General features: G+C 69.7%; 25 protein-coding genes and 1 pseudogene. 14 read left to right on the forward strand and 12 right to left on the reverse strand.

Annotated elements, in window-relative coordinates:
• Window positions 1-34: 34 nt before the first annotated feature.
• Complete coding sequence (locus tag LRS03_RS18945) at window positions 35-1,144, reverse strand: zinc-binding dehydrogenase (RefSeq protein ID WP_257827454.1); 1,110 nt, start codon at window positions 1,142-1,144, stop codon at window positions 35-37.
• A 238-nt stretch (window positions 1,145-1,382) separates the two neighbouring features.
• Here LRS03_RS18945 and LRS03_RS18950 point away from each other — a divergent pair, with 238 nt between their 5' ends.
• Window positions 1,383-3,221, forward strand: a complete 1,839-nt coding sequence (locus LRS03_RS18950; protein WP_257827455.1) for a flavin-containing monooxygenase — start codon at window positions 1,383-1,385, stop codon at window positions 3,219-3,221.
• Here LRS03_RS18950 and LRS03_RS18955 read toward each other — a convergent pair.
• The 3 genes from LRS03_RS18955 to LRS03_RS18965 form a co-directional block, all read right to left on the reverse strand.
• The gene (locus LRS03_RS18955) at window positions 3,211-3,756 is read right to left on the reverse strand and encodes a VOC family protein (protein ID WP_257827456.1); all 546 of its coding nucleotides are present in this window, start codon (window positions 3,754-3,756) and stop codon (window positions 3,211-3,213) included. The genes LRS03_RS18950 and LRS03_RS18955 overlap by 11 nt on opposite strands.
• A gap of 2 nt (window positions 3,757-3,758) precedes the next feature.
• The gene (gene hppD, locus LRS03_RS18960; protein ID WP_257827457.1) at window positions 3,759-4,850 is read right to left on the reverse strand and encodes a 4-hydroxyphenylpyruvate dioxygenase; all 1,092 of its coding nucleotides are present in this window, start codon (window positions 4,848-4,850) and stop codon (window positions 3,759-3,761) included.
• Between the two features lie 244 nt (window positions 4,851-5,094).
• Window positions 5,095-6,105 carry a metal-dependent hydrolase gene (locus tag LRS03_RS18965; protein WP_257827459.1) on the reverse strand — a complete coding sequence of 337 codons (1,011 nt, stop codon included), beginning with the start codon at window positions 6,103-6,105 and terminating at the stop codon, window positions 5,095-5,097.
• A 120-nt stretch (window positions 6,106-6,225) separates the two neighbouring features.
• Here LRS03_RS18965 and LRS03_RS18970 point away from each other — a divergent pair, with 120 nt between their 5' ends.
• Window positions 6,226-6,606 (forward strand): hypothetical protein, encoded by a 381-nt coding sequence (locus LRS03_RS18970; RefSeq protein WP_257827460.1) that lies wholly within the window; start codon window positions 6,226-6,228, stop codon window positions 6,604-6,606.
• 211 nt (window positions 6,607-6,817) lie between these two features.
• Complete coding sequence (locus LRS03_RS18975; protein WP_257827461.1) at window positions 6,818-7,351, forward strand: hypothetical protein; 534 nt, start codon at window positions 6,818-6,820, stop codon at window positions 7,349-7,351.
• Window positions 7,352-7,355: 4 nt separating this feature from the next.
• On the opposite strand, the gene upp is transcribed toward LRS03_RS18975, so the two are convergent.
• The 6 genes and pseudogenes from upp to phnF form a co-directional block, all read right to left on the reverse strand.
• Window positions 7,356-7,988 carry a uracil phosphoribosyltransferase gene (upp, locus tag LRS03_RS18980; protein WP_257827463.1) on the reverse strand — a complete coding sequence of 211 codons (633 nt, stop codon included), beginning with the start codon at window positions 7,986-7,988 and terminating at the stop codon, window positions 7,356-7,358.
• A 25-nt stretch (window positions 7,989-8,013) separates the two neighbouring features.
• Window positions 8,014-9,325 (reverse strand): annotated as a pseudogene (locus tag LRS03_RS18985) (URC4/urg3 family protein).
• On the reverse strand, window positions 9,219-10,481 hold the full coding sequence (locus LRS03_RS18990) for a GTP cyclohydrolase II (protein WP_257827465.1): 1,263 nt from the start codon (window positions 10,479-10,481) through the stop codon (window positions 9,219-9,221). Before LRS03_RS18990 ends, LRS03_RS18985 begins: the two are co-directional and overlap by 107 nt.
• Window positions 10,482-10,598: 117 nt before the next feature.
• A complete protein-coding gene (locus LRS03_RS18995) occupies window positions 10,599-11,213 on the reverse strand; it encodes a ribose 1,5-bisphosphate phosphokinase PhnN (protein WP_257827466.1) in 615 nt (204 codons plus the stop codon).
• 102 nt (window positions 11,214-11,315) lie between these two features.
• On the reverse strand, window positions 11,316-11,993 hold the full coding sequence (locus LRS03_RS19000) for a DUF1045 domain-containing protein (RefSeq protein WP_257827467.1): 678 nt from the start codon (window positions 11,991-11,993) through the stop codon (window positions 11,316-11,318).
• Window positions 11,990-12,754: a phosphonate metabolism transcriptional regulator PhnF gene (gene phnF, locus LRS03_RS19005; RefSeq protein ID WP_257827468.1), complete on the reverse strand. Its 765-nt coding sequence runs from the start codon at window positions 12,752-12,754 to the stop codon at window positions 11,990-11,992. The genes LRS03_RS19000 and phnF overlap by 4 nt, the downstream gene beginning before the upstream one ends.
• Before the next feature lie 67 nt (window positions 12,755-12,821).
• Here phnF and phnG point away from each other — a divergent pair, with 67 nt between their 5' ends.
• Genes phnG through LRS03_RS19050 form a run of 9 tightly spaced genes read left to right on the forward strand, consistent with a single transcriptional unit; the run spans window position 12,822 to window position 18,974 of the window.
• Window positions 12,822-13,295, forward strand: a complete 474-nt coding sequence (gene phnG, locus LRS03_RS19010; RefSeq protein ID WP_257827469.1) for a phosphonate C-P lyase system protein PhnG — start codon at window positions 12,822-12,824, stop codon at window positions 13,293-13,295.
• Window positions 13,292-13,924: a phosphonate C-P lyase system protein PhnH gene (gene phnH, locus LRS03_RS19015; protein ID WP_257827471.1), complete on the forward strand. Its 633-nt coding sequence runs from the start codon at window positions 13,292-13,294 to the stop codon at window positions 13,922-13,924. Before phnG ends, phnH begins: the two co-directional genes overlap by 4 nt.
• A gap of 40 nt (window positions 13,925-13,964) precedes the next feature.
• Complete coding sequence (locus LRS03_RS19020) at window positions 13,965-15,041, forward strand: carbon-phosphorus lyase complex subunit (protein ID WP_257827473.1); 1,077 nt, start codon at window positions 13,965-13,967, stop codon at window positions 15,039-15,041.
• The gene (locus LRS03_RS19025; protein WP_257827476.1) at window positions 15,041-15,895 is read left to right on the forward strand and encodes an alpha-D-ribose 1-methylphosphonate 5-phosphate C-P-lyase PhnJ; all 855 of its coding nucleotides are present in this window, start codon (window positions 15,041-15,043) and stop codon (window positions 15,893-15,895) included. The genes LRS03_RS19020 and LRS03_RS19025 overlap by 1 nt, the downstream gene beginning before the upstream one ends.
• Window positions 15,885-16,337, forward strand: a complete 453-nt coding sequence (locus tag LRS03_RS19030) for a GNAT family N-acetyltransferase (RefSeq protein ID WP_257827477.1) — start codon at window positions 15,885-15,887, stop codon at window positions 16,335-16,337. The genes LRS03_RS19025 and LRS03_RS19030 overlap by 11 nt, the downstream gene beginning before the upstream one ends.
• On the forward strand, window positions 16,334-17,113 hold the full coding sequence (gene phnK, locus LRS03_RS19035) for a phosphonate C-P lyase system protein PhnK (RefSeq protein WP_257827479.1): 780 nt from the start codon (window positions 16,334-16,336) through the stop codon (window positions 17,111-17,113). Before LRS03_RS19030 ends, phnK begins: the two co-directional genes overlap by 4 nt.
• Before the next feature lie 14 nt (window positions 17,114-17,127).
• The gene (phnL, locus tag LRS03_RS19040; protein WP_257827481.1) at window positions 17,128-17,817 is read left to right on the forward strand and encodes a phosphonate C-P lyase system protein PhnL; all 690 of its coding nucleotides are present in this window, start codon (window positions 17,128-17,130) and stop codon (window positions 17,815-17,817) included.
• 12 nt (window positions 17,818-17,829) lie between these two features.
• On the forward strand, window positions 17,830-18,648 hold the full coding sequence (locus tag LRS03_RS19045) for an alpha-D-ribose 1-methylphosphonate 5-triphosphate diphosphatase (RefSeq protein WP_257827484.1): 819 nt from the start codon (window positions 17,830-17,832) through the stop codon (window positions 18,646-18,648).
• A complete protein-coding gene (locus LRS03_RS19050) occupies window positions 18,648-18,974 on the forward strand; it encodes an amidohydrolase family protein (RefSeq protein WP_257827487.1) in 327 nt (108 codons plus the stop codon). The genes LRS03_RS19045 and LRS03_RS19050 overlap by 1 nt, the downstream gene beginning before the upstream one ends.
• Window positions 18,975-18,986: 12 nt before the next feature.
• Here LRS03_RS19050 and LRS03_RS19055 read toward each other — a convergent pair whose 3' ends face one another.
• Both LRS03_RS19055 and LRS03_RS19060 read right to left on the reverse strand, forming a co-directional pair.
• The gene (locus LRS03_RS19055) at window positions 18,987-19,406 is read right to left on the reverse strand and encodes a hypothetical protein (protein ID WP_257827488.1); all 420 of its coding nucleotides are present in this window, start codon (window positions 19,404-19,406) and stop codon (window positions 18,987-18,989) included.
• Window positions 19,407-19,435: 29 nt separating this feature from the next.
• Window positions 19,436-21,052, reverse strand: coding sequence for a patatin-like phospholipase family protein (locus LRS03_RS19060; RefSeq protein ID WP_308296484.1), 1,617 nt, complete (start codon window positions 21,050-21,052; stop codon window positions 19,436-19,438).
• A gap of 146 nt (window positions 21,053-21,198) precedes the next feature.
• Here LRS03_RS19060 and LRS03_RS19065 point away from each other — a divergent pair, with 146 nt between their 5' ends.
• Window positions 21,199-23,763 (forward strand): chemotaxis protein CheB, encoded by a 2,565-nt coding sequence (locus tag LRS03_RS19065; RefSeq protein ID WP_257827490.1) that lies wholly within the window; start codon window positions 21,199-21,201, stop codon window positions 23,761-23,763.
• 35 nt (window positions 23,764-23,798) lie between these two features.
• Complete coding sequence (locus LRS03_RS19070) at window positions 23,799-24,428, forward strand: PAS domain-containing protein (protein WP_257827492.1); 630 nt, start codon at window positions 23,799-23,801, stop codon at window positions 24,426-24,428.
• The last annotated feature ends 17 nt before the right edge of the window (window positions 24,429-24,445 follow it).

The following is a 24,445-nucleotide window of genomic DNA, read 5'->3' on the forward strand; positions in this document are numbered from 1 at the left end:
CCAGGCGCAGGCGGCGGGAGGGACGTACGGCCGATCAGTCGAACAGCACCACCCCGCGCGCATTGCGCCCCTCGGCCAGGTCGGCAAACGCCTGCGGCGCTTCGGCGATCGAGTAGGTCTTGGTGATCAGTTCGTCGAGCTTGAGCTGGCCGCTGCGGTACATCTTAATGAGGCGCGGGAAGTCTTCGCGCGGGCGTGCCGAGCCGAAGTAGCTGCCCTTGAGCGTGCGCTCCATCGCGGTCAGCAGCAGTGGGCTCACCGGGGCGCTGTCGGCCAGCGACGCCACGCCCACGGCCACCGCCATGCCGCCCTTGGCGAGCACGTTCACCGCCTGCGCCACCACCGCACCGGCGCCCACACATTCGATGGCGTAGTCGGCGCCGCCGCCGGTGAGCTTCTTGATCGCCTTCACCACGTCGTCCACGCTCTTGGCGTTGACGGTGTGGGTGGCGCCCATGTCTTTCGCCATCTGCAGCTTGAGGTCGGAGGTGTCGACCGCGACGATCATCGAGGCGCCCGCGATGCGGCAACCCTGGATCGCCGACAGGCCCACGCCGCCGCAACCGAACACCACGCAGATCGAGCCCGCCTGCACCTGGGCCGTGTTGAGCGCCGCGCCCACGCCGGTCATCACGCCGCAGCTCACCAGGCAGGCCTTGTCGAGCGGCATGTCGCGGTCGATCTTGACCACGCTGTCGACCGCGAGCGTGGCGTACTCGGCCATCACGCCGCAGGCGGCGAACACGTTGAAGCCTTCGCCGCCGGCCGACTTGAAGCGCGGCTCGGCCCCCGGCGCGGCGAGTGCGTTGCGCGCCGGCTGGTCGCACAGCTGCGGGCGCCCGGTCGCGCAATAGCGGCAACGGCCACACATGCTGACGAAGCTGCTCAGCACATGGTCGCCGACCTTGAACTCGCTCACCGCCGAGCCCACCGCCGTGATGGTGCCCGCACCCTCATGGCCGAGCACCACCGGCAGCGCCATCTGGATGGTGCCGTTGGCGGCCGACAGGTCGCTGTGGCACACGCCGCAGGCGCTCATCTTCACCAGCACTTCGTTTGGGCCGGGGTCTTTCACCTGCAGCGTCTCGACGGTGATGGGGCCGTTGACTTCGCGGACGACGACGGCGCGTGCGGTGGTGGGCATGGCAAACCTCTTTCGATGGATGGAACAGCAGGATGCGACGAGGGTACGCACTCGGCCTGTCGCCTTCAAGAGCGACAGCCCGCACGCCACCTGTCACCTGAGCGACGCTGCGAGGGTGACGTGATGCACACATCGTTCCGCCAGGCAGGGCCGGGGCCGCGCGGTGATCGCAAAACGCGGGCGCACCTCTAAGGCAGATACCTTACATTTGAAGCTCCGATTTTTGTACTGCTGATATATGAGCGCTGACACCATGGCGGGTCCCACGCAAGGCTTTTCCGAAGCGCAGATGGCCGAACTGCAGGCCCTGCGCGAACGCTACGCCGTCGAGCGCGACAAGCGCCTGCGCGACGACGGCAACGCGCAATACGTCGAGGTCAAGGGCGACTACGCACGCTACGCCGACGACCCGTACGTGCAGCCCGGCTTCACCCGCGCGCCATTGGCCGACCAGGTCGAGATCCTCGTCATTGGCGGCGGCTTCGGCGGCCTGCAGGCTGGCGCGCACCTGCGCATGGCCGGTGAGGAGAGCCTCCGCTTCATCGAAGCCGGTGGCGATTTCGGCGGCACCTGGTACTGGAACCGCTACCCCGGCGCGGCCTGCGACATGGAGGCCTCTGTCTACCTGCCGTTGCTCGAAGAGCTGGGCGTGAAGCCGCAGCGGCGCTTCGCGATGGGCGCCGACATCCTGGCCCATGCACAGCACATCGCCCGCCACTTCGGCCTCTACCGCGATGCGCTCTTCCAGACGCGCGTGACCGGCCTTGAATGGGTCGAGGCCGATGCCGTGTGGGTGGTGCGCACCGATCGCGACGACCGCATCCGCGCACGTTTCGTCGTGATGAGCAACGGCCCGCTCAACCGGCCCAAGCTCCCCGGCATTCCCGGCATCGAGGGCTACCAGGGCCACACCTTCCACACCAGCCGCTGGGACTACGCCTACACCGGCGGCGGCCCGCTCGGCGGCTTGAGCAAGCTCGGCGACAAGCGCATCGCCATCATCGGCACCGGCGCCACCGCGGTGCAGTGCGTGCCGCATCTGGCCGAGGGCGCGAAGCATCTCTACGTCTTCCAGCGCACGCCTTCGTCGATCGACGTGCGCGACGACCGCCCGGTGCCGGCCGAGTGGTACGACGCGCAGCCGGCCGGCTGGCAGCGCGAGCGCATCGAGAACTTCACCACGCTCGTCGCCGGCGGGTATGCCGAGAAAGACCTCGTGCGCGACGGCTGGACCGAAGCCGCGCGCAACTTCCGCCAGCTCGCGATGGCCGACCGCTCGGTGCTGTCGTCGATGGACCGGATCATGTTGACGATGGAGCTCGCCGACATGAAGAAGATGAACAGCGTGCGGGCGCGTGTCGACGAGGTCGTGAAGGACCCGTTGGTCGCTGAGGCTCTCAAGCCCTGGTACCGCCAGTTCTGCAAGCGCCCGTGTTTCCACGACGAATACCTGCAGACCTTCAACCGCGCCAACGTGACGCTGGTCGACACGCAGGGTGCCGGCGTCGAGCGCATCACCGAGAACGGCATCGTCGCCAACCGCCAGCACTTCGAGGTGGATGCGATCGTCTTCGCCACCGGCTTCGAGGTGGGCACCGGCTACACCCGCCGCGCGGGCTACGACTTGGTGGGCCGCGGTGGGCAGACGCTGTCGCAGAAGTGGGCCCAAGGCATGCGCACGCTGCACGGCATGATGACCAACGGCTTCCCCAACCTCTTCATCTTCGGCCCGCCGCAATCGGGCCAGACGGCCAACTACACCCATTCGCTGGGCGAGCAGGCACGGCACACCACCTTCCTCATCAGCCAGGCCCACTCGCGCCGGGTGCGCACGATGGAGCCGACGGTCGCCGAAGAAGACGCCTGGGTCCAGACCATCATCGACGGCCAGCGCCGCAACCAGGCGTTCCTCGCCTCGTGCACGCCGGGCTACTACAACAACGAAGGCAAACCCGAAGCGCGTGGCGTGCAGAACTCGCCGTACGGGCAGGGGCCGATTCCCTACTTCAAGATGCTGGCGCAGTGGCGCGAGAGTGATCGCTTCAGTGGGTTGCAGCTGACTCAGCTCACCCCTTGAACTCCCGCGCATGCAGGAAGTCCGCGTGCTTCGGTGCGCGCTTCGTGCGCGACCATTCTTCGAGCATGTCCCACTTCACCGCGTCGAGTCGCTTGATCGTCGCCTCTTCCTCCGGGTCGGGGCAGGCCAGCTCCACGCGGTGGCCGTTGGGGTCGAAGAAATAGATCGAGTGGAAGGCCCCGTGGTCGGTGACGCCGAGCACGCTCACGCCTTGCGCTTCGAGGTGGGCCTTGTAGGCCAGGAGCGTCTCGCGGTCCTTCACGCGGAAGGCGATGTGCTGCACCCACTCGGGCGTGTTGGGGTCGCGCCCCATCGGCGGCTTGGTCGGCAGCTCGAAGAAGGCCAGCACGTTGCCCCCACCCGCATCCAGAAAGATGTGCATGTACGGGTCCGGTTCCTTCGTCGACGGCACACGGTCTTCGGCGATGGCGAGCTGGAACTTGAAGTTGAGCATCTTCTCGTACCAGAGCACGGTCTCCTTCGCGTCCTTGCAGCGGTAGGCGACGTGGTGGATGCGTTCGGTCTTGAGTTCCATCGTCAGACCTCGACTTTCAATGCCCCGCGGCGGATCTGGTCGCGCTCCAACGATTCGAAGAGCGCCTTGAAGTTGCCCTCGCCGAAGCCTTCATCGGCCTTGCGCTGGATGAACTCGAAGAACACCGGGCCCAGCAGGTTGGCCGAAAAGATCTGCAGCAACAGGCGCTTCTCGCCGTTGGCCGTGCTGCCGTCGAGCAGGATGCCGCGCGTCTGCAGCTCCTTCACCGGCTCGCCGTGGCCGGGCAGGCGCTCGGCGAGCATCTCGTAGTAGATGTCGTTCGGCGCGGTCTGCAGCTTCACGCCGGCCAGCTGCAGGGCGTCGACGCTTGCGATCAGGTCGTCGGTCAAGAGCGCGATGTGCTGGATGCCCTCGCCGTTGAACTTCATCAGGAACTCTTCGATCTGCCCCGAGCCGCGTCCCGCTTCCTCGTTGAGCGGAATGCGGATGAGCCCATCGGGCGCCGTCATCGCGCGGCTGGTGAGGCCGGTGTACTCGCCCTGGATGTCGAAGTAGCGGATCTCGCGGAAGTTGAAGAGCTTCTCGTAGAAGCCGCCCCAGAAGGCCATGCGCCCGCGGTACACGTTGTGCGTCAGGTGATCGATGATCTTGAAGCCGTGGCCTCGCGGGTGGCGCGCCGCAGGATCCTGATAAGCGGGCAGGAACTCGAAGTCGATGTCGTAGATGCTCTTGCCGTCTTCATAACGGTCGATCAGGTAGAGCGGCGCGCCGCCGATGCCCTTGATGGCCGGCAGCTTCAGCTCCATCGGCCCGGTGGGCACGTCGACCGGCTGCGCGCCGAGTTCGAGGGCACGGTAGTAGGCCTTGTGCGAGTCCTTCACGCGAAAGGCCATCGCACACGCACTCGGCCCGTGCTCGGCGGCGAAGTAGCCGGCGAGGCTCTTGGGTTCGCGGTTGACGATGAAGTTGATGTCGCCCTGGCGGTAGAGCAGCACGTCCTTGCTGCGGTGGCGGGCGACGAGGCTGAAGCCCATCTGCTCGAAGAGCGGCTCCAGGGTGTTGGGCGTGGGCGAGGCGAATTCGACGAACTCGAAACCCATCAGTCCCATGGGGTTGTCGAAGAGATCGGGCATGGTGTGCTCCTGTGCGTGAAGGGTCGAGGGTGCGGTTCACAAGACGAACCGCGCGGCGCTCAACGACCCGGCGGCGCGCAGGGTAGGCCACGCACGGAGGCGGCCAAATGCTCCCCGAACGTCATGGCCAGCGGGGCCTGACGGGCGTGGGAGGCGATGGAGGTGGTGTCCACGCGCCGAGCATAGCGCCGGGGGCGATTCCCGGCGAGGGGTGTCGGCCTTGCCGGCGCGGTGGATTTGCCGATCAGCGCGGCGGGGGCAGCGGCTCGCCGAGCGCCCGCCGCCACAGCCACGGCAGCGCCCGCTCCAGGTCGGGCCGGCGGCCTTGCGAGATCGGCTGCGGCAACGCCGTGGGCTGGCTGTGCCGCTCGGCCACCGCGAAGCTGAAGGTGTAGGTCGGCTCCTGGCCCATGCGCAGGTCGGTGATGACGAGGCGGGCGCCGTGCTCGTGCAGCTTGAAGTAGCCGCGGCTGAAGGCGCTGACGCGCTGCACGCCGTCGATGCCCTGCAGGTCGGGCATCAGCGACAGGCCCCGCGGAAAACGGTCGAAGCGCATCGGGCGCGCGCCATCGAAGAGCGAGCGGAAGCCTTCGTGGTACTGATCGCCCTCGATCGCCACCACGCGCCAGAGCAGGGTGTTGAACGCGGTCGGCGTCACCAGCACCTGCGTGGCCTTCACGCCTTGCGCCTGCAGGGCCTCGCGGGCTGTGCGCTCCACATGGGCCTGCGCGGCGGCGCCCCATGCCAGGTAGGCGGTGCTGAGCACCAGGCCGGCGAGGTTGGCCTTCAGGCCCGCCGCGCTGCCGCGGGCGATGAGCGCCCAGGCGCCACCGGCCAGCAGCGGCAGCGTGTACAGCGGGTCGATGATGAAGACGCTGCCCACCGCGTAGGGCTGGTCGGTGAAAGGCAGCAGAAGCCGCGTGCCATAGACCGTCATCGCATCGAGCAAGGGGTGGGTCACGAGCATCAGCCACACCGCGAGCCACCATCGCCGCACGAGCCCCCACTCGCCGTGCAGCCGGGCGATCAGCGCGGCCAGCGGCAGCGACAGCAGACTGAGCCAGAAGAGCGCGTGCGACTCCGATCGGTGCAGCACCATGTTGCGGATCGCATCGCCGTGGTCGATGAAGACGTCGAGGTCCGGCAGCGTGCCGCACACCGCGCCCCACAGGGCGGGTTTCCACACCGCCGTGCGGCGGCCCATGACGGCCATGCCGACCGTGGCACCGAGGGCGATCTGCGAAAGAGAGTCCATATGGAGGTGTCGCGGGGTGACGGGTTGGCCGCCAGCATGCCCGGTCTGGTGTGGCGGCGGGCGAGTGAGGCCATCGCTGGCGGCTTGGACATCTGCAAGGGGCGCTGCGATCATCGCGTCATGTCCGCCGCGTTCAAATCCCTCGACTGGAAAGTCGTGCTCTTCGTCCTCGTCGTCGCGTACCTGGTGCCGGGCATCGTGCTCGCCGCCGCCGTGGCCATCGTCAACCGCACGCTCTCGGCCGACGCACTCACGCTGATGACGGCGCTGCTGGCGATCGTGAGCTTCACCGTGCCGCCGGTGGCGGGCGGCTACCTCGCGGCGCGATTTGCGCGAGGCCAGGCGTGGCGACACGTGCTCATCGTCGGCGCGCTGGGTGCGCTGCTGTCCTTGCTGGCCTTTCGCGCTTCGCCGCGTGCGATGGTGCTGTACGTGCTGGCCTCGATCGCCCTGGCGGCCTTCGGCGGCTTCATCCGCCTGCAGGGTCGGCCACGCGGCTGACCGGGCCGGCGCGGAGGCTCTGGTAAAACCTCGACCTCATCCGCGCCTCCATGGAGACGCGGTTTTTGTTTTTCCAACCAGGAGATCGACATGAGTGCAGACCGGGACCGCGGCATCCGCCGCATCAAGCAGAAGCGGGCCAAGGATGCGAAGCGCGCCGCCAAGCAAGCCAAGCCGCAGAAGCCGGCACCGGCCAAGGCCTGACGCGCCCATGCGCCGTGCCATCGTCGCTGTGGCGATGGCCGCCTCGGGCCTTGCGGCGGGGGCGATGGCGTTCGAGCCCGTCACGGCCCAGCTGGAGCAGCGGCTTCGCGAGCAGGGCGTCGAGGCGGTGAACGACCACCTGGCCCTGCCGACCAACGCCTTCGACCTCGCCCTGCTCCACCGCGACACCGAAGGCTGCGTCGCCCGTGCCGTCGGCCTCACGCTCGCGCTGAGCCGCGGCGGCCGCTCGAAGACGACCGAGGCCCATACCGATTCGCTGCGCACCGCGCTTGGCCGTTGCCCCCGCCTCGTGCTGTCGTTGGTGTCACCGGCCGAGGTGCCGAAGGTCTGTGCGTCCGTCGCATCGTGGACCGTCATGCAGACCGTGCGCGAGTTGCGACGACGCATGCGCACCATCGAGGCCGACGAAGCCTTGCGCACCAGCGCCAACGGCAAGGCGTGCAGTGCCGCCTGCCTGCATGAATTGAAGACCACACGGGCCGGGCTGCAGGCCTCCCCGCGCGGAGGGCGGCGGCCCTAGCGAATCACTTCGTCCCGAAGATCCGGTCCCCCGCATCGCCGAGCCCAGGCACGATGTAGCCGTGCTCGTTGAGCTCGCGGTCGATCGCCGCCACGTACACCGGCACGTCGGGGTGCGACTCGGTGAAATTCTTCAGGCCCTCGGGCGCCGCGAGCAGGCACACGAAGCGGATCGACTTCGGATTCGTCTCCTTCAGCCGGTCGACCGCCGCCACCGCCGAGTTGCCGGTCGCGAGCATTGGGTCGAGCACGATCGCGTCGCGCTCGTGCATGTCTTGCGGCATCTTGAAGTAGTACTCCACGGCCACCAGCGTCTTCGGGTCGCGGTACAGGCCGATGTGGCCGATACGCGCCCCGGGGATCACATTCAGCATGCCGTCGAGAAAACCCGCACCGGCCCGCATGATCGAGATGAACACCGTCTTCTTGCCGTCGATCACCGGGCTTTGCATCTTCTCCAGCGGCGTCTCGATGTCGATCAGCTGCGTGGGCATGTCGCGCGTCACTTCGTAGGCCATCAGCATGCTGATCTCGCCGAGCAGGCGGCGGAAGCTGTTGGTGCTGCGGTCCTTCTCGCGCATCAGCGTGAGCTTGTGCTGGATCAGCGGGTGGGTGATGTGATGGATCTGTTCGGTCATGGTGTGGTGTTGGGGGAGGGGGGCCTCAGAACACGGTGCCGTCGCTTTCGATCTTGAGCGGCGGGCTGCCATCTCGCAATGACTTCGCGATCTCGCGGCCGGCGGCCCAGGTGCCGCCTTCGAGGATGCAGGCGAGCGGCATCTCCTCGGGCTTCTTGTGCAGCCGCTCGCGCACCAGCGGGGCCAGCTCGTCGATCAGCGCCACGGTGAGCGCGCGCCATTCGACGATGGCCTCGTCGGCCGCGGTGTGCGTGCGCGCGGCGAAGCTCGGGTCGCGCGGCACGATCACGCGCGAGTCGAGCAGCAGGCCGCCGTTGCGGTACTCGGGCAGTCCGGTCAGGCCGTCCAGGTCCGTCAGCGTGACGCCGGCCCACTCGAAAGGCTCCAGCAGCGAATAGGTCAGCCACTGGCTGAGCTTGTGAAAGGGCACCCAGCCGGCGGTGAGGCCGCTGCCGCCGGCCGCCGGGTGCGGCCAGCAGTCGCCGAGTGGCGTGCCCTGCAGCTGGGTTCCGGTGAGCCAGATCGGACCCAGGTGGTCGAGCAGGGCCTGCAGCACGGCGGGTGCGGGAAGGCGGTCGAGCTGGCCGCGCTGGGTGAGCGTGTCGTAGAGGCTGCCGGGCCGGCCGTCTTCGCCGAAGACCTCGGGTTGCGCGGCGAGCGTGTCGCCCAGTCGGCGCATCAGCGTGGCGCGGCCGGCGAGACCGACGAGCGGGTTGTCGTCGCGCACCTGGAAGACCTGCGCGAGCAGCGCGTCGTCCACACGCAGCAAGGCTTCGGCATCTACACGCAATGGGTCGAGCGGGTCGCTGGAGAAACACCCCGCGACGAAGGCACGGAAGGTCGCCACGCCCAGCCCTTCCGAGCGGGTGAAGGCGGCGCCGTTCTCGTCGAAGCGCCACGCCGGCCCCGCCCCCGCATCGAGCAGCACGCTCATCACGGTGAGATCGATGTGCGCCTGCGCTTGCTCGGCCGCATCGCGCCCTTCGAGCAGCAGTGCGGAGCTCCGCGCGCCGGTTCGCGCCCCCGGCCTCGAAGTGCCGCCAGCGCGAGTGATACGGAATGCGCAGATCGGGGTACTGCCGCCGTGTCACCTGCTCGACGCGCCGGGCCACTTCGTCGATCTGGCTGCGGTGGATCGTGAAGTGTTTCGACTGCCCGGCCTCCACGGCCGCGAGGATATTGCGGCAGCGCTCGCGGATGGTGGTGGGCTGACGAAGGAGTGCCGCGACGTCAGACAAGGTCGCGTCCCTTCGTCGCAGCCAGCGAAGAGGCATCCGGCACGGCCCCGTCGGTGAAGTAGCCCGCCGCGATCTTCGCCTCGATCTCCACCTTCGCATCGGCCGGCACCAGCTCATCCGGAATCTTCACGCGCTCGCCGACCTCGATGCCGCTGCCGGTGATCGCGTCGTACTTGTCGTTGCTCATGCTCACCAGGCGGTGGATCTTCCGGATGCCCAGCCAATGCAGCACGTCGGGCATCAGCTCCTGAAAGCGCATGTCCTGCACGCCCGCCACGCACTCGGTGCGCAGGAAATACTTGTCGGCGCTGTCGCCGCCCACCTGGCGCTTGCGTGCGTTGTAGACGAGGAACTTGGTCACCTCGCCGAGCGCGCGCCCTTCCTTGCGGCTGTAGGCGATGAGCCCCACGCCGCCGGCCTGGGCACCCTTGATGCACTCTTCGATGGCGTGCGTGAGGTAGGGCCGGCAGGTGCAGATGTCGGAACCGAAGACGTCGGAGCCGTTGCACTCGTCGTGCACGCGCGCAGTGAGCGTGACCTCGGGGTTCGCCAGGTCGCGCGGGTTGCCGAAGATGTAGAGCGTCTGCCCGCCGATCGGCGGCAGGAAGATGCCGATGTCGCTGCGCGTCACGAGTTCGGGGTACATGCCACCCGTCTCTTCGAACATCACGCGGCGCAGGTCGGATTCGCTCACGTTGAAGCGCTTGGCCACGCCTTCGATCCACCACACCGGCTCGACCGCCACCTTGGTGACCACCGCCGAGGCATCGTCGAGCAGGATCTTCCCGTCGATCGGCAGCCGCTGGAAGGCGATCGCCTGCTTGATCTCGGGCAGGTGCACATGCGCCTGCGTGACGGCGATCGAGGGGCGGATGTCGTAGCCCTGCGCCAGCTGTTCGGCGAAGACCTCGCCGACCGCGGCGCCCCAGGGGTCGAGCGAGACGATCTTGTGCGGGTCGCTCCACTGCGGGTAGGGGCCGATGGGCGTGGTGGGCGAGGTGTTGGTGAGGTCCGCGCGGTGGCCCTTGACCAGGTTGCCGGCGGCGACCGCGAGCGCGCGGTAGACGCCGTAGCTGCCGCTGTGCGTGCCCACCACGTTGCGGTGCTGGCGGTGGGTGGTGGTGCCGATCACCGGCCCGCGCTCGGCGGCGGTGGGCGCGCCCCACCGGATCACCGGGGTTGCGTTGGGCCCGGGGTGCGAAGTGAGGCGGATGTGCTTGGAAGCACGGGCCTCGCCAACCTTGTCGCTGCTCATGGGTGCGTCGCTCCTCTGTTGCTGACGACGCGAGTGAGCATACGCCGTCACATGGCGCGCGGGTGCGCCGTCAGAGGTGGAGCAAGGGCCGGGCCACCCGGGTGGCCGCGCAGTGGTTCACGCTCGCGCCGACTCCGGCGCGTGCCCCGCTGCCGCCGGCCCGCCCAGGGCCGACCACCAGTCGTGCAGCGCGGCCACGGCGTCGGCCAGCGGGCCGCTGTTGTCGACCACCAGGTCGGCCGCGCTGTCGGGCGTGGTGCGGGCGAGGCGCGTCGCGAGCTCACCCGCCGACTCGCGACCGCGTGCGTGCAGTCGCGCGAGCCGCAGCGCCTCGGGCAGCACGATCTCGACCACCCGGGCGTGTGGCGCCACCTCGCGCAGCTGCGGCAGGTGTTGCCGCGAGCCGTTGACCACCACCCAGCGCCCGGTGCGCAGCGGCGCCAGCTCCGAGCGCCTCACGCCATAGTGCAGCCCGTGGGCCTGCCACTGGAAGGCGAACTGCCCCGTCGCCGCCAGGCCGTGGAAGGCCGCCGCCGACACCGGCTCATGGTCTTCGCTCGGATGCCGCTCGCGGGTGATGACGCGCCGTGCCAGGTGCGGCCGCTCGTCCCCAGTGAGGCGCCGCAGCCAGGTGCCGATCACCGCGTCTTTGCCGACGCCCGAGCGGCCCACCACCACCAGCAGCCGGTGACTGAGCGAAGGCAGGTGCAGGGGCGTGTCGTGGTGCGGCATCGGGCTCGAGAGTGTGTCGGCGCCCGGTGGCGCGCCGATGACAGGGGGCGGAGTTTGCGGCAATTCCGGGTGCGCCTGGGCAAGGTCGTGCGGCCGGTGCGGTCAAGGCGCCAGGGCGAAGCGCCGTGCCAGCCGGAAGGGCCCGCCTGGCGCGGGTTCGACGAAGAGGCACACCGCGTCGCACAGCAGCGGCTGCGCCAGGGCCGCGCGGAAGTGCCGCTCGGCCTCGCGCAGCAGCGCGGTCCGCAATGCCTCGTCGGGCGGCAGCCCATCGGTGAGCGTCATGTGGAAACGCCAGCGGCTCATCACGTGCGGATAGCCGTAGCGCTGCAGCAGGCGCTGCTGCTCGTCGTCAAGCCGAAGCTTCAGCCGGCGCGCGGTTTCCTCGGGCGTGGGCGGTGCGCGCCAGGCATCCAGTTGCGCCACGCAGTCGTCGGCCAGGCGTTGCAGCGCGTGGCGGCGCGACAGGGGAAGCGCCGGCCGCAGCGCGAGGAAGTCGCCCAACCATTGCACCGACAGGGCCGGCATCTCGAAGCGCGAGCTGCGTTGCGCCAGCCGTTCGATGGCGTCGTGCAGGCTCGTCTCGTCGCGCCCTTCGGCCAGGCGCATCGGCGGCTTCAGCGTGGCGTGAAAACCGTAGCGCCACGGCTCGCGCACATGCGCGCGCTGCGGCGCGGGCGCCTCGGCGGCGGCCGGGTCGCGCTGCAGCCATTCGCAGCCGGCACGCCACAGCGGGTGGTCGGACGGTGGGGCGTAGTAGAGGGCGTATCGGTGGTTCATCGCTCCTGCAGATCCGGCTCGACCGTGAGCTGCACCGCATCCGCAGCAAACAGCGTGCGCCCCGCTTCCACCGGCTGCCCGTCGCCGTCGACGTTGACATAACGCACCACCAGCACCGGCTGCGTGGCGGGCCGGGCCAGCGCATCGGCTTCCTCGGCCGTGGGCAGGCGGCAACTGACCACGCTGCGCTGGCGGGTGTAGTCGGGCACGCCCAGTGCCTGCAGGGCCCGGGTGACGCTGCCGTGCTCGGCCAGGGCCTGCACCATGCCGTCGAAGCGCGGCAGCGGGTAGGCCGAGGTCGCGAGATTGATCGGGCGGCCGCGCACCTTGGCGCGGCTGTACATCAGCTGCACCTTGGCGGTGGCCGGCACGCCCAGGTCGCGCGCCCATTCGCCGGCCCGCACGACCTCGTGGCCCAGCAGCTCGCGGTCGGCCGTCTCGCCGGCGGCGGCGAGGTTTTGCGACAGGCGCGTGCGGCGCTGCAGCGCGTAGTCGAGCACCAGCTCGCGCACATAGGTGCCACTGCCGTGCGCCACCCGCACGAAGCCCTCCTGCGCGAGCGACTGCACCGCCTGTCGCAGCGTGTGGCGGTTGACGCCGAAGCGTTCGGCCAGCGTGGTCTCGTTGGGCAGCTTCTGGCCGGGCGTGAGCCGGCCCTGCACGATGTCTTGGCGCAGCTCGGCGGCGATGGCTTCCCAGCGGCGCACCGCAGCGGGGGTGTCGGCGGCATCGGCGGGTGGGGACGAGGCGTTCAGGGTCATGTCAAAAAGCTGTCACGGCAAGGGCGCTAAAGTCGGGGCATTCTAAAGTCATCTAGATGACATTGACATGACCTCACGTCCCGATTCTGATGCACCCCGCCAGGCCTGGCTGGCCGTGCTGGCCCTGGCGCCGCGCGCCGCGCTGGCCGAGCGTGCGCCCGCGGCGGTGGCCGCGCACCGCTTCGAGTGGTTGCGCGAGCCCGAGACCGGCCTCGCGCTCGTGCGCGGGCGCATCGCCAACCGGGGCGACCGCTTCAACGTCGGCGAGGCCACGCTCACGCGCTGCATCGCCCGCGTGACCCTCGGCAACCACACCACCGCCGGCGTCGGCCACGTGCTGGGCCGCGACGACGAACGGGTGCGCTGGATCGCGCAGCTCGACGCCCTGCTGCAACAGCCCACGCTGCACGACACGCTGCAGCGCGAGGTGATCGCGCCGCTGCAGGCCGCCCGCGCGCAGTGCCTGGCGGCGGAGCAGGCGCGCCATGCCGCGAGCCGCGTGTCGTTCTACACGCTCAGGCCCGAGGTCGCTGCGCCATGATGAACACCACCGCCATGACCGCCAGCGCCGAATTGCTCGCCAGCATGCCGCGCGGCTTTGCCGATGCGACGCACGACGCCCAGGCCGTCTTCCGCGCCGTGCTGGATGCCCTCGCACGCCCCGGCCGCCTGCAGACGCTCCCGGCGAGCGACGGCCTGCAGGCGCCCGCGCCGCTTTCGCGGGGTTTGACGGCCCTGCTGCTCACGCTGCTCGACGCCGAAACCTCGCTGCACCTCGAAGGCCCGCTCGCGAGCGACGCCGCCTGGATGTACGCCCGCTTCCACACCGGCGTGCAGCGGGCCGCACGCGAGGCGGCCGACTTCGTGGCCGTGCGCGCGCCCGACGCGAGCCTCGACGGCCTGCGCCAGGGCACCGACGAAGCCCCGCAGGACGGCATCACGCTGATCGTCGACACCACCACGCTCGCCGGCCAGTCGCTCGTCTTGCGCGGCCCCGGCATCGAGCACACACAGCGCATCGGGCTGTGCGGGTTGCCGGCCGCGTTCTGGCAGGCGCGCATCGCGCAGCAGCGGCACTTCCCGCGCGGGGTGGATCTTCTGATCGTCTGCGGCTCGCAATTGATCGCGATTCCGCGCTCTACCCACCTCACGCTGGAGGCCGGCGCATGAACAACCCCCACGTCGCTTTCGCCCGGCGGGAGGCCTGCTGATGTACATCGCCGTCAAAGGTGGCGAAGCCGCCATCGAAGCCTCGCGGGCCCTGCTCGCCGCCGCCCGCCGTGGCGACCCGGCGGTGCGCGAACTCGAGGTCGCGCAGATCCGCGAGCAACTCGGCCTGCTGGTCGACCGTGTGATGGCCGAGGCCTCGCTGCACGACCCCGAGCTGGCCGCGCTCGCGCTCAAGCAGGCGCGCGGTGATGCGGTCGAGGCCGTCTTCCTGCTGCGCGCCTACCGCACCACGCTGCCGCTGCTGGCCGCCACCGAGCCGATCGACACCGCGTGCATGCAGGTGCGCCGCCGTGTGTCGGCCATCTTCAAGGACCTGCCCGGCGGCCAGCTGCTCGGGCCCACCTACGACTACACCCAGCGGCTGCTCGACTTCTCGCTGCTCGGTGCGGGTGCCGGTGCCCTGCCCGCGCTGGCGACCGCGGGTGACCCGCACGACGCCGAGGTGCCGCACGCGCTCGACGCGCTGCGCGCCGAAGGCCTCATCGAAGCCACGCACCCGAGCGAGGGCGACCCGCCGCCGCCGGACATCACCCGCACCCCGCCCGTCTACCCGCTGCCGCGCAGCGCCCGGCTGCAGATGCTGGCGCGTGCCGACGAAGGCTGGGTGCTCGGCATGGCCTACGCCACGCAGCGCGGCTATGCGCACAGCCACCCTTTCGGCGGCGACATCCGTTACGGCAGCGTGGCGGTGGAGCTGGTGCCCGACGAACTCGGCTTCCCCATCGTGGTGGGCGAGATCGAGGTCACCGAGTGCCAGATGATCAACCAGTTCGAAGGCAGCGCCAGCGTGCCACCACAGTTCACCTGCGGCTATGGCCTCGTCTACGGCCACGGCGAGCGCAAGGCGATGGCGATGTCGCTGGTCGACCGCGCGCTGCGCGCCGACGAGTTCGGCGAAGACGTCACGGCGCCGGTGCAGAGCCAGGAGTTCGTGCTGCCGCAGGGCGACAGCATCGAAGCCTCGGGCTTCGTGCAGCACCTGAAGCTGCCGCACTACGTGACCTTCGAGTCGGAGCTTCAATTGATCCGCAAGCTGCGCGAGGAGTTTGACCAGTGATGCAGGGCTACAACTTCGCGTACTTGGATGAACGGTCCAAGCGAATGATCCGAAGGGCGATCCTCAAGGCCGTTGCCATCCCGGGCCATCAAGTGCCGTTCGGCTCCAGAGAAATGCCCCTCGCCTACGGCTGGGGCACCGGCGGCATCCAGGTCACGGCCGCCATCCTCGGCCAGCACGACGTGCTCAAGGTCATCGACCAGGGCAGTGACGACACCACCAACGCCGTCAACATCCGCCAGTTCTTCGCGCGCACGGCCGGCGTGCGGACGACCGAGCGCACGCGCGAGGCGACCGTGATCCAGACTCGCCACCGCATCCCCGAAGCGCCGCTCACCGAAGGCCAGGTGCTCGTCTACCAGGTGCCGCAGCCCGAGCCGCTCTACAAGCTCGAGGCGCGCCGCAGCGAGACGCTCAAGCTGCACGCCTGCGAGGAATACGGCCTCGTCAACGTGAAGCTCTACGAAGACCTTGCGCACTGGGGGCGCGTGGAGACCACCTACGACTACCCGGTGCTGGTGAACCAGCGCTATGTGATGTCGCCCTCGCCCATCCCGAGCTTCGACAACCCCAAGATGCACCGCATGCCGGCGCTGCAGCTCTTCGGTGCCGGGCGCGAGAAACGCATCTACGCGGTGCCGCCCTACACCGACGTGAAGAGCCTCGACTTCGAAGACCACCCCTTCCACGTCGAACCCTCGGGCCACGCCTGCGCCCTGTGCGGCTGCACCACGAGCTACCTCGACGAAGTGGTGCAGGCCGGAGGCGGGCGGCTGTGGACCTGCTCCGACACCGACTGGTGCCGCGAACATCGACAGCCACCAGAAGAAGGAACGCCTGCCAATGCCCGCTGAACTCGACGTGCGCGACGCCAAGCGCGCCGACATCCGCACCCTCGTCGACCTCTACACCGCCGCCGGCCTCGACACCCGCGGCCCGCACGACGAGACCGAGATGCGCATGAACTGGGACCGCATGCACACCGCCGCGCCCGGCGTGCGTGTGTTCATCTTCTCGCTGGCCGGCCGGCCCATCGGCACCTACACGCTCTTCGTGCTGCCGCTGCTCGCGCACAGCGGCGCGCCCGAGGCCATCGTCGAAGACGTGGCGGTGCACCCCGAGGCGCAGGGCCAGGGCATCGGACGCCGCATGATGGAGCACGCCCGCGCGCTGGCGCGCGAGGCCGGCTGCTACAAGCTCGCGCTGTCGTCGAACCAGAAGCGTGTCGAAGCGCATGCCTTCTACGAGCGCCTCGGTTTCGAGCGTCACGGCTTCAGCTTCGGGGTGACGCCATGAGCGGCCCGATCCTGAGCGTGCAGCACCTGCACCACCAGTTCGCGCTTGCGCGCCGCTTCGCCGTCGAAGACGCGAGCCTCGACCTGTACCCCGGCGAGGTGATCGCCCTCGTCGGCGAATCGGGCTCCGGCAAGAGCACGCTGCTCAACTGCATCGCCGGCCGCCTGCAGCCCACGCAGGGCCAGGTGCTCTACACCGCTGCCAGCGGCGAGGTGCTCGACGTGCACCGCCTCACCGAGCGCGAGCGCCGTCGGCTCGAGCGCACCGAGTGGGGCCACGTGCAGCAGGACGCAAGCCTCGGCCTTCGCATGAACGTGAGCGCCGGGGCCAACATCGGCGAGCGCCTGATGGGCCAGGGCGAACGCCACTACGGCCAGCTGCGCCGCACCGCCACCGAGTGGATGCAGCGTGTGGAGCTGCAGCCCGAGCGCATCGACGATTCGCCGCGCGACTTCTCCGGCGGCATGCGCCAGCGCCTGCAGATCGCGCGCAACCTCGTCACCCGCCCACGCCTGGTGCTGATGGACGAACCCACCTCGGGGCTCGACGTCTCGGTGCAGGCACGCCTGCTCGACCTCATCCGCCTGCTCGTGGCGCGGCTGCACCTGTCGGCCATCATCGTCACGCACGACCTCGGCGTGGCGCGCCTGCTCGCGCATCGCACCCTCGTGATGCGCGAAGGCCGCATCGTCGAGCAGGGTCTCACCGACCGCGTGCTCGACGACCCGCAGCACGCCTACACCCAGCTGCTCGTCTCTTCGGTGGTCGCACCCTGATGGACACGTGTCCCATGCTCCAGATCGACGCCCTCTCCAAGCACTTCACCTTGCACCTGCGCGGTGGCCTCGAGCTGCCGGTGCTCAAGAACGTGTCGCTGGCCGTGCAAGCTGGCGAATGCGTGGCCCTGCTTGGCGCCTCGGGCCAGGGCAAGAGCACGCTGATGAAGTGCCTCTACGGCAGTTACGGCGCCGACAGCGGCGCCATCTGGTTCGACGCGAGCGAGGGCCGCATCGACATCGCCCAGGCCACGCCCCAGCAGATGCTCGCGCTGCGCCGCAAGGACATCGCGTACGTGAGCCAGTTCCTGCGCGCCGTGCCGCGTGTGCCGGCGCTCGACGTGGTGGCCGAGCGCTGGCTGCAGGCCCGCCCCGCGCTCGATGCCGACGCCGCGCAGGACGAAGCGCGCGAGCAGGTGCGCCGCCTCTTCGCCCGCCTCAACCTGCCCGAGAGCCTGTGGACGCTGCCACCCGCCACCTTCTCCGGCGGCGAGCAGCAGCGTGTCAACATTGCCCGGGGCTTCATCGAGCCAGCGCGCCTGCTGCTGCTGGACGAGCCCACCGCCTCGCTCGACGCGGCCAACCGGCGCGTCGTCATCGAGCTGATCCACCAGGCCCGCGCGGCCGGCACGGCCATCGTCGGCATCTTCCACGACGAGGAAGTGCGCGACGCGGTGGCCAGCCGCTGTGTCACCCTGCACTGAAAGACGCGCTGCATGAACCACGACGAACTCATCTTGTGCAATGCCCGCATCGTGCTCGCCGGCGAGGTGGTGCACGGCAGCGTGCGCGTGCAAGGCGGCCGCATCACCGACATCGCCACCGGCGGCACGTCGGTGCCGGGCGCCCACGACCTCGATGGCGACCACCTGCTGCCCGGCCTGGTGGAGGTGCACACCGACAACCTGGAACGCCACGTGACGCCGCGCCCGAAGGTCCACTTCCCCATGCTCGGCGCGGTGCAGGCGCATGACGCCGAGGTGGCCTCGGCCGGCATCACGACCGTGCTCGACGCCATCGGCGTGGGCGACCCGTACGACGAGGGCTTTCGCTCCAGGGACCAGAGCGAGCTGCTGCAGGTGCTCGACCGGCTCGACGACGCCGGTGTGCTGCGCGCCGACCACCTGATCCACGTGCGCTGCGAGCTGCCCGCGCACAACGCGCGGGCCTTGTTCGAACCTTTCTCCCGTCACCCGCGGCTGCGCCTCATCTCGCTGATGGACCACACCCCCGGCCAGCGCCAGTGGACCGACATCGAGCACGCCCGCGTGTACTACACGGGCAAGAAAGGCTGGAGCAACGCGCAGTTCGAAGCCGAGGTGCGCATCGCGCCCGAGCGCCAGCAGCAGTACGCCACGCCCAACCGCGCGTGGTTCACCGACTTCGCCCACACCCACCGCGTGGCACTCGCGACGCATGACGACACCACCGTCGAGCACGTCGACGAGGCGCGTGCGCTCGGCGCCAGCATGAGCGAGTTCCCGACCACGCTCGCCGCCGCCCAGCGTGCGAAAGAGCCGGCCTGTGCACCGTGATGGGCGCGCCCAACGTGATCCGCGGTGGCTCGCACTCGGGCAACGTGGCCGCGATGACGCTCGCCCGCGAAGGCGTGCTGGATGCGCTGTCGTCCGACTACGTGCCGTCGAGCCTGCTGCGCTCGGCGTGGAAGCTCATGCAGGAGGGCGGCTTCTCGCTGCCCGCGGCGGTGAAGGTGGTGAGCCGGCACCCTGCGTGTGCGGTGGGCCTGGCTGACCGCGGCGAGATCGCCGAGGGCTTGCGCGGCGACCTCATCCGCGTGAAGGTCCTGGGCGACCACCCGATGGTGCGCGAAGCCTGGGTGGCCGGGCGGCGCGTGAGCTGAGCCGCGCCGGGGTCACTCGCCCGGCGGCACCTCGGGGCAGGCACCGCCGGCCGCTTCGGCAGAGTTCGCGAAGCGGAACACCGGCGCGAGCTTCTTCGCATCGGCCAGGTGGGCGTCGAACCAGTCCTGGACCTGGGCCCGCTGGGTGATGTCGACCTGGGCGGCCGAGCTGCAGAGTTCGGCGCTCACCCAGCGCCGCGCCTTCAGGCAGCGGGCCACCGGTGTGTCGCTGAACTTGTCCCACCCCACGAAGTCGGGCGACGCGGCCTGGCGCTTCCCGAAGAGGCTCGTGCGGTGGGCCGCGTCCTGGTGGATGCAGGCGCGCGACACGAAGGCGAAGAACGCCGGGCGGATGTCGCCCAAGGCAGCGGCGGGTTGGGGCAGCGACAGCACCAGCAAGCTGAGCGCGGAAGTGGTGGATAGGTGGCGCACGGGGGGTCTCCTCTGAAGTGGTCTTGTTGTTACTCCGTCGGCTGGCCGGTCGATGACCGGGCCGGCACCTCGACGGATGGGCGCGATGGAAGCTGCGACTCGCGTTGCGCCTCCCGCTGTGCCTGACGTTGCAGCGCGGCAAGCTGCCGCCGCCGCTCGTAGCGCAGGAGTGCGCTGCGCGCCCAGGCCGTGAGGTCTCGGTTCGAGAAGGCCAGCACCTTCAGCCGCAAGGCGATCGACATCGTGGCAATCGCCGGCAGCACGAGCGGCCCGGTCAGCACGCCGAACCACTGGCGCATGTTGTAGAAGAGCGCGCCGGCCCGCGGCGTGTAGTACTGCCAGTACAGCCAGCCCGCGCCCGCCGCCCAGCCGAGCACCAGCAAGGCGTTGCTCGACAGCGCCCGCGACGAATGCGGGATGTGCCCGAGCGTGAAGCTCCAGGCCAGTTGCGCCAGCACGAAGAGGATCACCACCGTCAGCGCCAGCATGAAGAGCGAGCCGAGCGTGACCATCACCGATGCGGCCGAGCGTTTCTGCATGCCGGCGAAGAGCACGTGCTGGCCACGCTCCAGGTCGTCCATGCAGGCGGCGCGGGCGTCGGCGAGCTGCTGGGCCTGATCGGTCGGCAGCTCGGCCGGCGCGGCCTCGCTCATGGCGCTCCAGAGCGCCGTCATGTCGGCCGGGCAGCCGGTGGGGATGTCGGGGCGGCCGGTCGCACTCTGGTGGCCGGCGAGAAAGAGCAGGTGCGCCTCGGTCGCCGCGAAGTCGTCGAGGTCGGTGCGCAGCGCGCGCAGGTGCGGCCACCAGTCGAGGCCGCTCGGCTGCGCCACCGGGTCGCGCAGCGAGATGAGCGTGCAGTTGCGGGCGCGCAGCACGTCGCCACGGGTCTGCTCCATCATCAGGTCCATCGCGCGCATCGGCGTGCCCCAGCCGTCGACCGGCCGCATGGGCAGTGCCGGCGCCGACGCGTCGATGCAGGTCGCGTGACCGAGCGCGGGATCGAACTCTCGCAGGCCGTGGTTGTCGAGCACACCGCCGTCGCCGAGGAAATGCTCGCCGCAGCGGATCGGCTCGAACACCCCCGGCACCGCGCTCGACGACGCGATGGCGCGGGCGATCGGCAGGTCGGCCATCGTCAGGTAGCCCGCATCGGGCTGGCGCGGCAGCCCCTTGTCGCCGAGCACCACGAGGCAGCGGTTGCCCTGTGCGTAGTCGGAGCAGGCGATGCGCCACTCGGGCAGTGCGGCCGGCCACAGGCCGGTCGACGCCACCTTGTGCAGCCCGCGCAACCAGCGCCGGTTGATGCGCGCCATGGCCTGCGAGAACGCGAACTCGTTGCGCACGAGGCCGCTGCTCAGTGCGCGGATGGAGGCCATCGCCCGCAGCCGCGGGTTGTGCCGGCTCTTGCGAAAAAGGGCCTGCTGCGCGCGCAAGGCACATTGCGCCAGCGCTTCGTCGCCGATCGGGCCCTTCTTCGCGACCGCGATCCACTCCTGCAGGAAGAAGCCGGCCGCGATCGAGCCGCCCGAGATCGTCACCAGCAGCTTCAGCTCGCGCAGCCGGCCCTGCTGTGCGAGCGTGTGCAGCGCACCCAGGTGATAGAAGGCCGCGCGAAAACCGCCGCCCGAGAGCGACAGCTGGTGGATGGGCCCGTGGTCGGCGAGGGCGCTGGTGGGGGGTCATGAGCACGGCGAAGGAGGGCGGAAGAACCGGCGCTCACTGTACCCACAACCCATTGCGTGGGAGGGTCGAGGGACGCGTGCGCAGACCTCCGCGGCATACATACTCCGCCATGGTGCAGGCTCCGCTTCACGTCCGTTCCGATCCGGCCTCCGCGCACGTCGTCCGGGCCGTCGGCCTGGGCGCGTCTGCCGGCGGTCTCGAGCCCCTGCGGCAATTCCTGTCTGGCGTCCCGGCCCGAAGTGGCCTGGCGTACCTGGTGGTCCAGCACATGGACCCGACCCACAGCACCCTGCTCGTCGAGCTGCTGCAGCGGGCCACGGCCATGCCGGTGCGCGAGGCGGTGGACGGATGGGCGTTCGAAGCCGACACCGTCTACGTCATTCCACCCGACGCCGAACTGACGGTCACCGGCGGAACGCTCCACGTGGCCAAACCCGGCGAGCCGCGTGGCCAGCGGCTGCCCATCGACGTGTTGTTCAGCTCGCTGGCGCGTGAGCTGGGCGATCGGGCCATCGGCGTCGTCTTGTCGGGCATGGGGTCCGACGGCAGTGCGGGGCTGCAGGCGATCAAGAGCCAGGGCGGGCTCACGCTCGCCCAGCAGCCCGAATCGGCGCAGTTCGATGCCATGCCCCGGAACGCCATTGCCGCGGCCTGTGTCGACATCGTGGCGCCGCCTGCGGACTTGCCGCAACGCATCGTGAGCATCACCGGGCAGCAGCCCGGGACGGCGCCGGTGCCGGCCACATCGGCCGCCGGCGCAAGCGCCGCGCTGGAGACGATCCTTTCCCTCCTGCGCGAGCACACGCGGCACGACCTCACGCTCTACAAGTCGAACACCCTGATGCGCCGCGTGGCCCGGCGTGTCGCGCTGCACGACCTGGGCTCGATGGCCGCCTATGCCGACTTCCTGCGCGCCAACCCCCACGAGCTGGACCTGCTCTTCAAGGAGATGCTGATCGGTGTCACCTCGTTCTTCCGCGACCCGGAGGTCTGGCAGGACCTGCAGCGCGAGGTGCTGCCCGCCCTGCTGGAGCGCCATGCCGGCGACCACGGCCCGCTGCGTGCCTGGGTGGCAGGGTGCTCGACGGGCGAGGAGGCCTACTCGCTGGCCATCGCGTTCACGGAAGCGCTCGATGCCCTGCCGCTGCAGGCCCATCGGGCCTTGCAGATCTTCGCCACCGACCTCAACGCCGATGCGATCTCGCTGGCCCGGGCAGGCCGCTATGCAGCCACCATCGCGCACGACCTGACGCCGCAGCGCCTGTCACGCTTCTTCGTCGAACGGCCCGGCGGCTACCAGATCGACAAGCGCATCCGCGACATGGTGCTGTTCGCCCAGCACGACGTGCTGATGGACCCACCCTTCACGCGCCTGGACATCCTGTTGTGCCGCAACCTGATGATCTACTTCGGCGCGCCGCTGCAGAAGCGCCTGATCCCGCTCTTCCATTACAGCCTTCGCCCGGGTGGGGCGCTGCTGCTGGGCAGCTCCGAGACCGTCGGGCGGGTCCAGTCGCTTTTCGTGCCGCTGCATCCGAAGTCGCGCCTGTACTGGCGCAGCGACAATGGCGGCGCCTCCGGGGCCGTGGTCTTTCCGACCCAAGGCCGGCGGACCACGCGATCGGCGTCGCAGGAGACTGCTCTGTCGCACCCGAACACGCCCCCGGCCAACCTGCAATCGCTGGCCGACCAGCTGCTGCTGCAAACGCACACGCCGCCGGCGGTGCTCGTCAACGACGCGGGCGACATCGTCTACATCAGCGGGCGCACCGGCCGCTACCTGGAGCCCGCGGCGGGCAAGGCGAACTGGAACATCCACGTGATGGCGCGGCCCTCGATCCGCGCGCAGCTCGCGGTGGCGCTGCGCACCGCCCTGCAGGACAAATCGACGGTGGCGCTGCGGGGCCTGCGGCTCGACGACGCGCCCGCCACCAGCGTCGACATCACGGTCGAGGCGCTCACGCAGCCGAAGTCGCTGCAGGGCATGGCGATGATCGTGTTCCGGGAGGTGCCGCTGCCACCGGGCGATCGCGGGCCTCGGGCGGACGTGCCCGGTGCTGCGGCCGACCCCGGCATGGCGGACGAACTGCAGCGCTGCCGCGAAGAGATCGCCGCGCTGCGCCAGGAGATGCGCGCCTCGCAGGAGGAGCTGCAGGCTGCCAACGAAGAGCTTCAGTCGACCAACGAAGAACTGCAGTCCGCCAACGAGGAGCTGACCACCTCCAAGGAAGAGGCGCAGTCGATGAACGAGGAGCTGCAGACCATCAACGGCGAGCTGCAGTCCAAGCTCGACGACCTGTCGCTCGCGCAGAGCGACATGCAGAACCTGCTCAACAGCACCGACATCGCCACGCTCTTCCTCGACAACCAGCTCAACGTGCGCCGCTACACCGAGCAGATCGACCGCGTCATCCACCTGCGCGAGGGCGACATCGGCCGGCCGCTGAGCGAACTGGCGAGCACCCTGCTCTACCCCGACTTCCACGCCGACGTGAAGGAGACGCTGCGCACGCTGGCCTTCAGCGAGAAACAGATCGCCACCAGCGACGGACACTGGTTCACCGTGAGGATCATGCCGTACCGCACCCTGTCCAACGTCATCCAGGGCGTGGTGATCACCTTCGTCGACATCACCGTCGCAAAAGAACTCGAGGCCCGCCTGCGCAAGGGGTAGAGTGGACTTCCACACCCATCGCCCAGGAGGTCGCCATGCCGGACCTGTCCGCCCCGATCGTCCCCGCCATCGAGTTCGATCGCCTGGTCGATCTTCGCCACCGCGCCGCGTCGCATCTGGCCGGCGACGCCTCGCGCAAGGGCGCCATCGCGAGGTCTGCCGATGCGTTGACGGTGTTGCACGGGCTGGCGTCCTCGCCCCAGACGGCGGCCGACGCGCTGGCGCTTCTGCACGAACTGCAGGTGTACCAGGTCGAGCTCGACCTGCAGGCGCAGGAGCTGCGCGAGTCGCGCGAGGCGCTGGAGTCTTCGCTGCGCCGCCAGGTCGAGCTCTACGACTTCCAGCCCGCGGGCCTGTTCACCCTCGACGCACAAAGGGTCGTGATGGAAACGAACCGGGCCGGAGCCGACATGCTCGGCCTCGGTCGCGACGACCTCGTCGGGCTCACGCTCGATGCCTTCCTGCTGCCCGAGAGTGCCCGCAGGTTCCGGTCGGCGATGGTCGGTGTCGACGTGGGCATGCGGCACGTGTGGTGCCCCCTCACGCTGAGTCCTCGCGATGGCGTGGCACTTTCGTTCGTCGCCGCGATCGGCCAGGACCCGGCCGGCAGGGGCTATCTGGTGAACCTGACGCGCGTCGACGAAGAGCACGCCGTGAGCCCCTGAGCCGGGGCTGCGCGTCC

Origin of the sequence: Rhizobacter sp. J219 (assembly GCF_024700055.1) — a bacterium.
Lineage (GTDB): Bacteria > Pseudomonadota > Gammaproteobacteria > Burkholderiales > Burkholderiaceae_C > Rhizobacter.

What these genes read in the sequence shown, in the direction of transcription:
- LRS03_RS18995 (WP_257827466.1), bottom strand. Translation starts at nt 11,213, where the DNA reads ATGCCGCACCACGACACGCCCCTGCACCTGCCTTCGCTCAGTCACCGG.
- LRS03_RS18950 (WP_257827455.1), top strand. Translation starts at nt 1,383, where the DNA reads ATGAGCGCTGACACCATGGCGGGTCCCACGCAAGGCTTTTCCGAAGCG.
- phnG (WP_257827469.1), top strand. Translation starts at nt 12,822, where the DNA reads ATGACCTCACGTCCCGATTCTGATGCACCCCGCCAGGCCTGGCTGGCC.
- LRS03_RS19020 (WP_257827473.1), top strand. Translation starts at nt 13,965, where the DNA reads ATGTACATCGCCGTCAAAGGTGGCGAAGCCGCCATCGAAGCCTCGCGG.
- LRS03_RS18965 (WP_257827459.1), bottom strand. Translation starts at nt 6,105, where the DNA reads ATGGACTCTCTTTCGCAGATCGCCCTCGGTGCCACGGTCGGCATGGCC.
- LRS03_RS19050 (WP_257827487.1), top strand. Translation starts at nt 18,648, where the DNA reads ATGGGCGCGCCCAACGTGATCCGCGGTGGCTCGCACTCGGGCAACGTG.
- LRS03_RS19000 (WP_257827467.1), bottom strand. Translation starts at nt 11,993, where the DNA reads ATGAACCACCGATACGCCCTCTACTACGCCCCACCGTCCGACCACCCG.
- LRS03_RS18955 (WP_257827456.1), bottom strand. Translation starts at nt 3,756, where the DNA reads ATGGAACTCAAGACCGAACGCATCCACCACGTCGCCTACCGCTGCAAG.
- phnL (WP_257827481.1), top strand. Translation starts at nt 17,128, where the DNA reads ATGCTCCAGATCGACGCCCTCTCCAAGCACTTCACCTTGCACCTGCGC.
- LRS03_RS19025 (WP_257827476.1), top strand. Translation starts at nt 15,041, where the DNA reads ATGCAGGGCTACAACTTCGCGTACTTGGATGAACGGTCCAAGCGAATG.
- LRS03_RS18990 (WP_257827465.1), bottom strand. Translation starts at nt 10,481, where the DNA reads ATGAGCAGCGACAAGGTTGGCGAGGCCCGTGCTTCCAAGCACATCCGC.
- LRS03_RS19045 (WP_257827484.1), top strand. Translation starts at nt 17,830, where the DNA reads ATGAACCACGACGAACTCATCTTGTGCAATGCCCGCATCGTGCTCGCC.
- phnH (WP_257827471.1), top strand. Translation starts at nt 13,292, where the DNA reads ATGATGAACACCACCGCCATGACCGCCAGCGCCGAATTGCTCGCCAGC.
- LRS03_RS19070 (WP_257827492.1), top strand. Translation starts at nt 23,799, where the DNA reads ATGCCGGACCTGTCCGCCCCGATCGTCCCCGCCATCGAGTTCGATCGC.
- phnF (WP_257827468.1), bottom strand. Translation starts at nt 12,754, where the DNA reads ATGACCCTGAACGCCTCGTCCCCACCCGCCGATGCCGCCGACACCCCC.
- LRS03_RS19030 (WP_257827477.1), top strand. Translation starts at nt 15,885, where the DNA reads ATGCCCGCTGAACTCGACGTGCGCGACGCCAAGCGCGCCGACATCCGC.
- hppD (WP_257827457.1), bottom strand. Translation starts at nt 4,850, where the DNA reads ATGCCCGATCTCTTCGACAACCCCATGGGACTGATGGGTTTCGAGTTC.
- upp (WP_257827463.1), bottom strand. Translation starts at nt 7,988, where the DNA reads ATGACCGAACAGATCCATCACATCACCCACCCGCTGATCCAGCACAAG.
- LRS03_RS18970 (WP_257827460.1), top strand. Translation starts at nt 6,226, where the DNA reads ATGTCCGCCGCGTTCAAATCCCTCGACTGGAAAGTCGTGCTCTTCGTC.
- LRS03_RS19065 (WP_257827490.1), top strand. Translation starts at nt 21,199, where the DNA reads ATGGTGCAGGCTCCGCTTCACGTCCGTTCCGATCCGGCCTCCGCGCAC.
- phnK (WP_257827479.1), top strand. Translation starts at nt 16,334, where the DNA reads ATGAGCGGCCCGATCCTGAGCGTGCAGCACCTGCACCACCAGTTCGCG.
- LRS03_RS18975 (WP_257827461.1), top strand. Translation starts at nt 6,818, where the DNA reads ATGCGCCGTGCCATCGTCGCTGTGGCGATGGCCGCCTCGGGCCTTGCG.
- LRS03_RS18945 (WP_257827454.1), bottom strand. Translation starts at nt 1,144, where the DNA reads ATGCCCACCACCGCACGCGCCGTCGTCGTCCGCGAAGTCAACGGCCCC.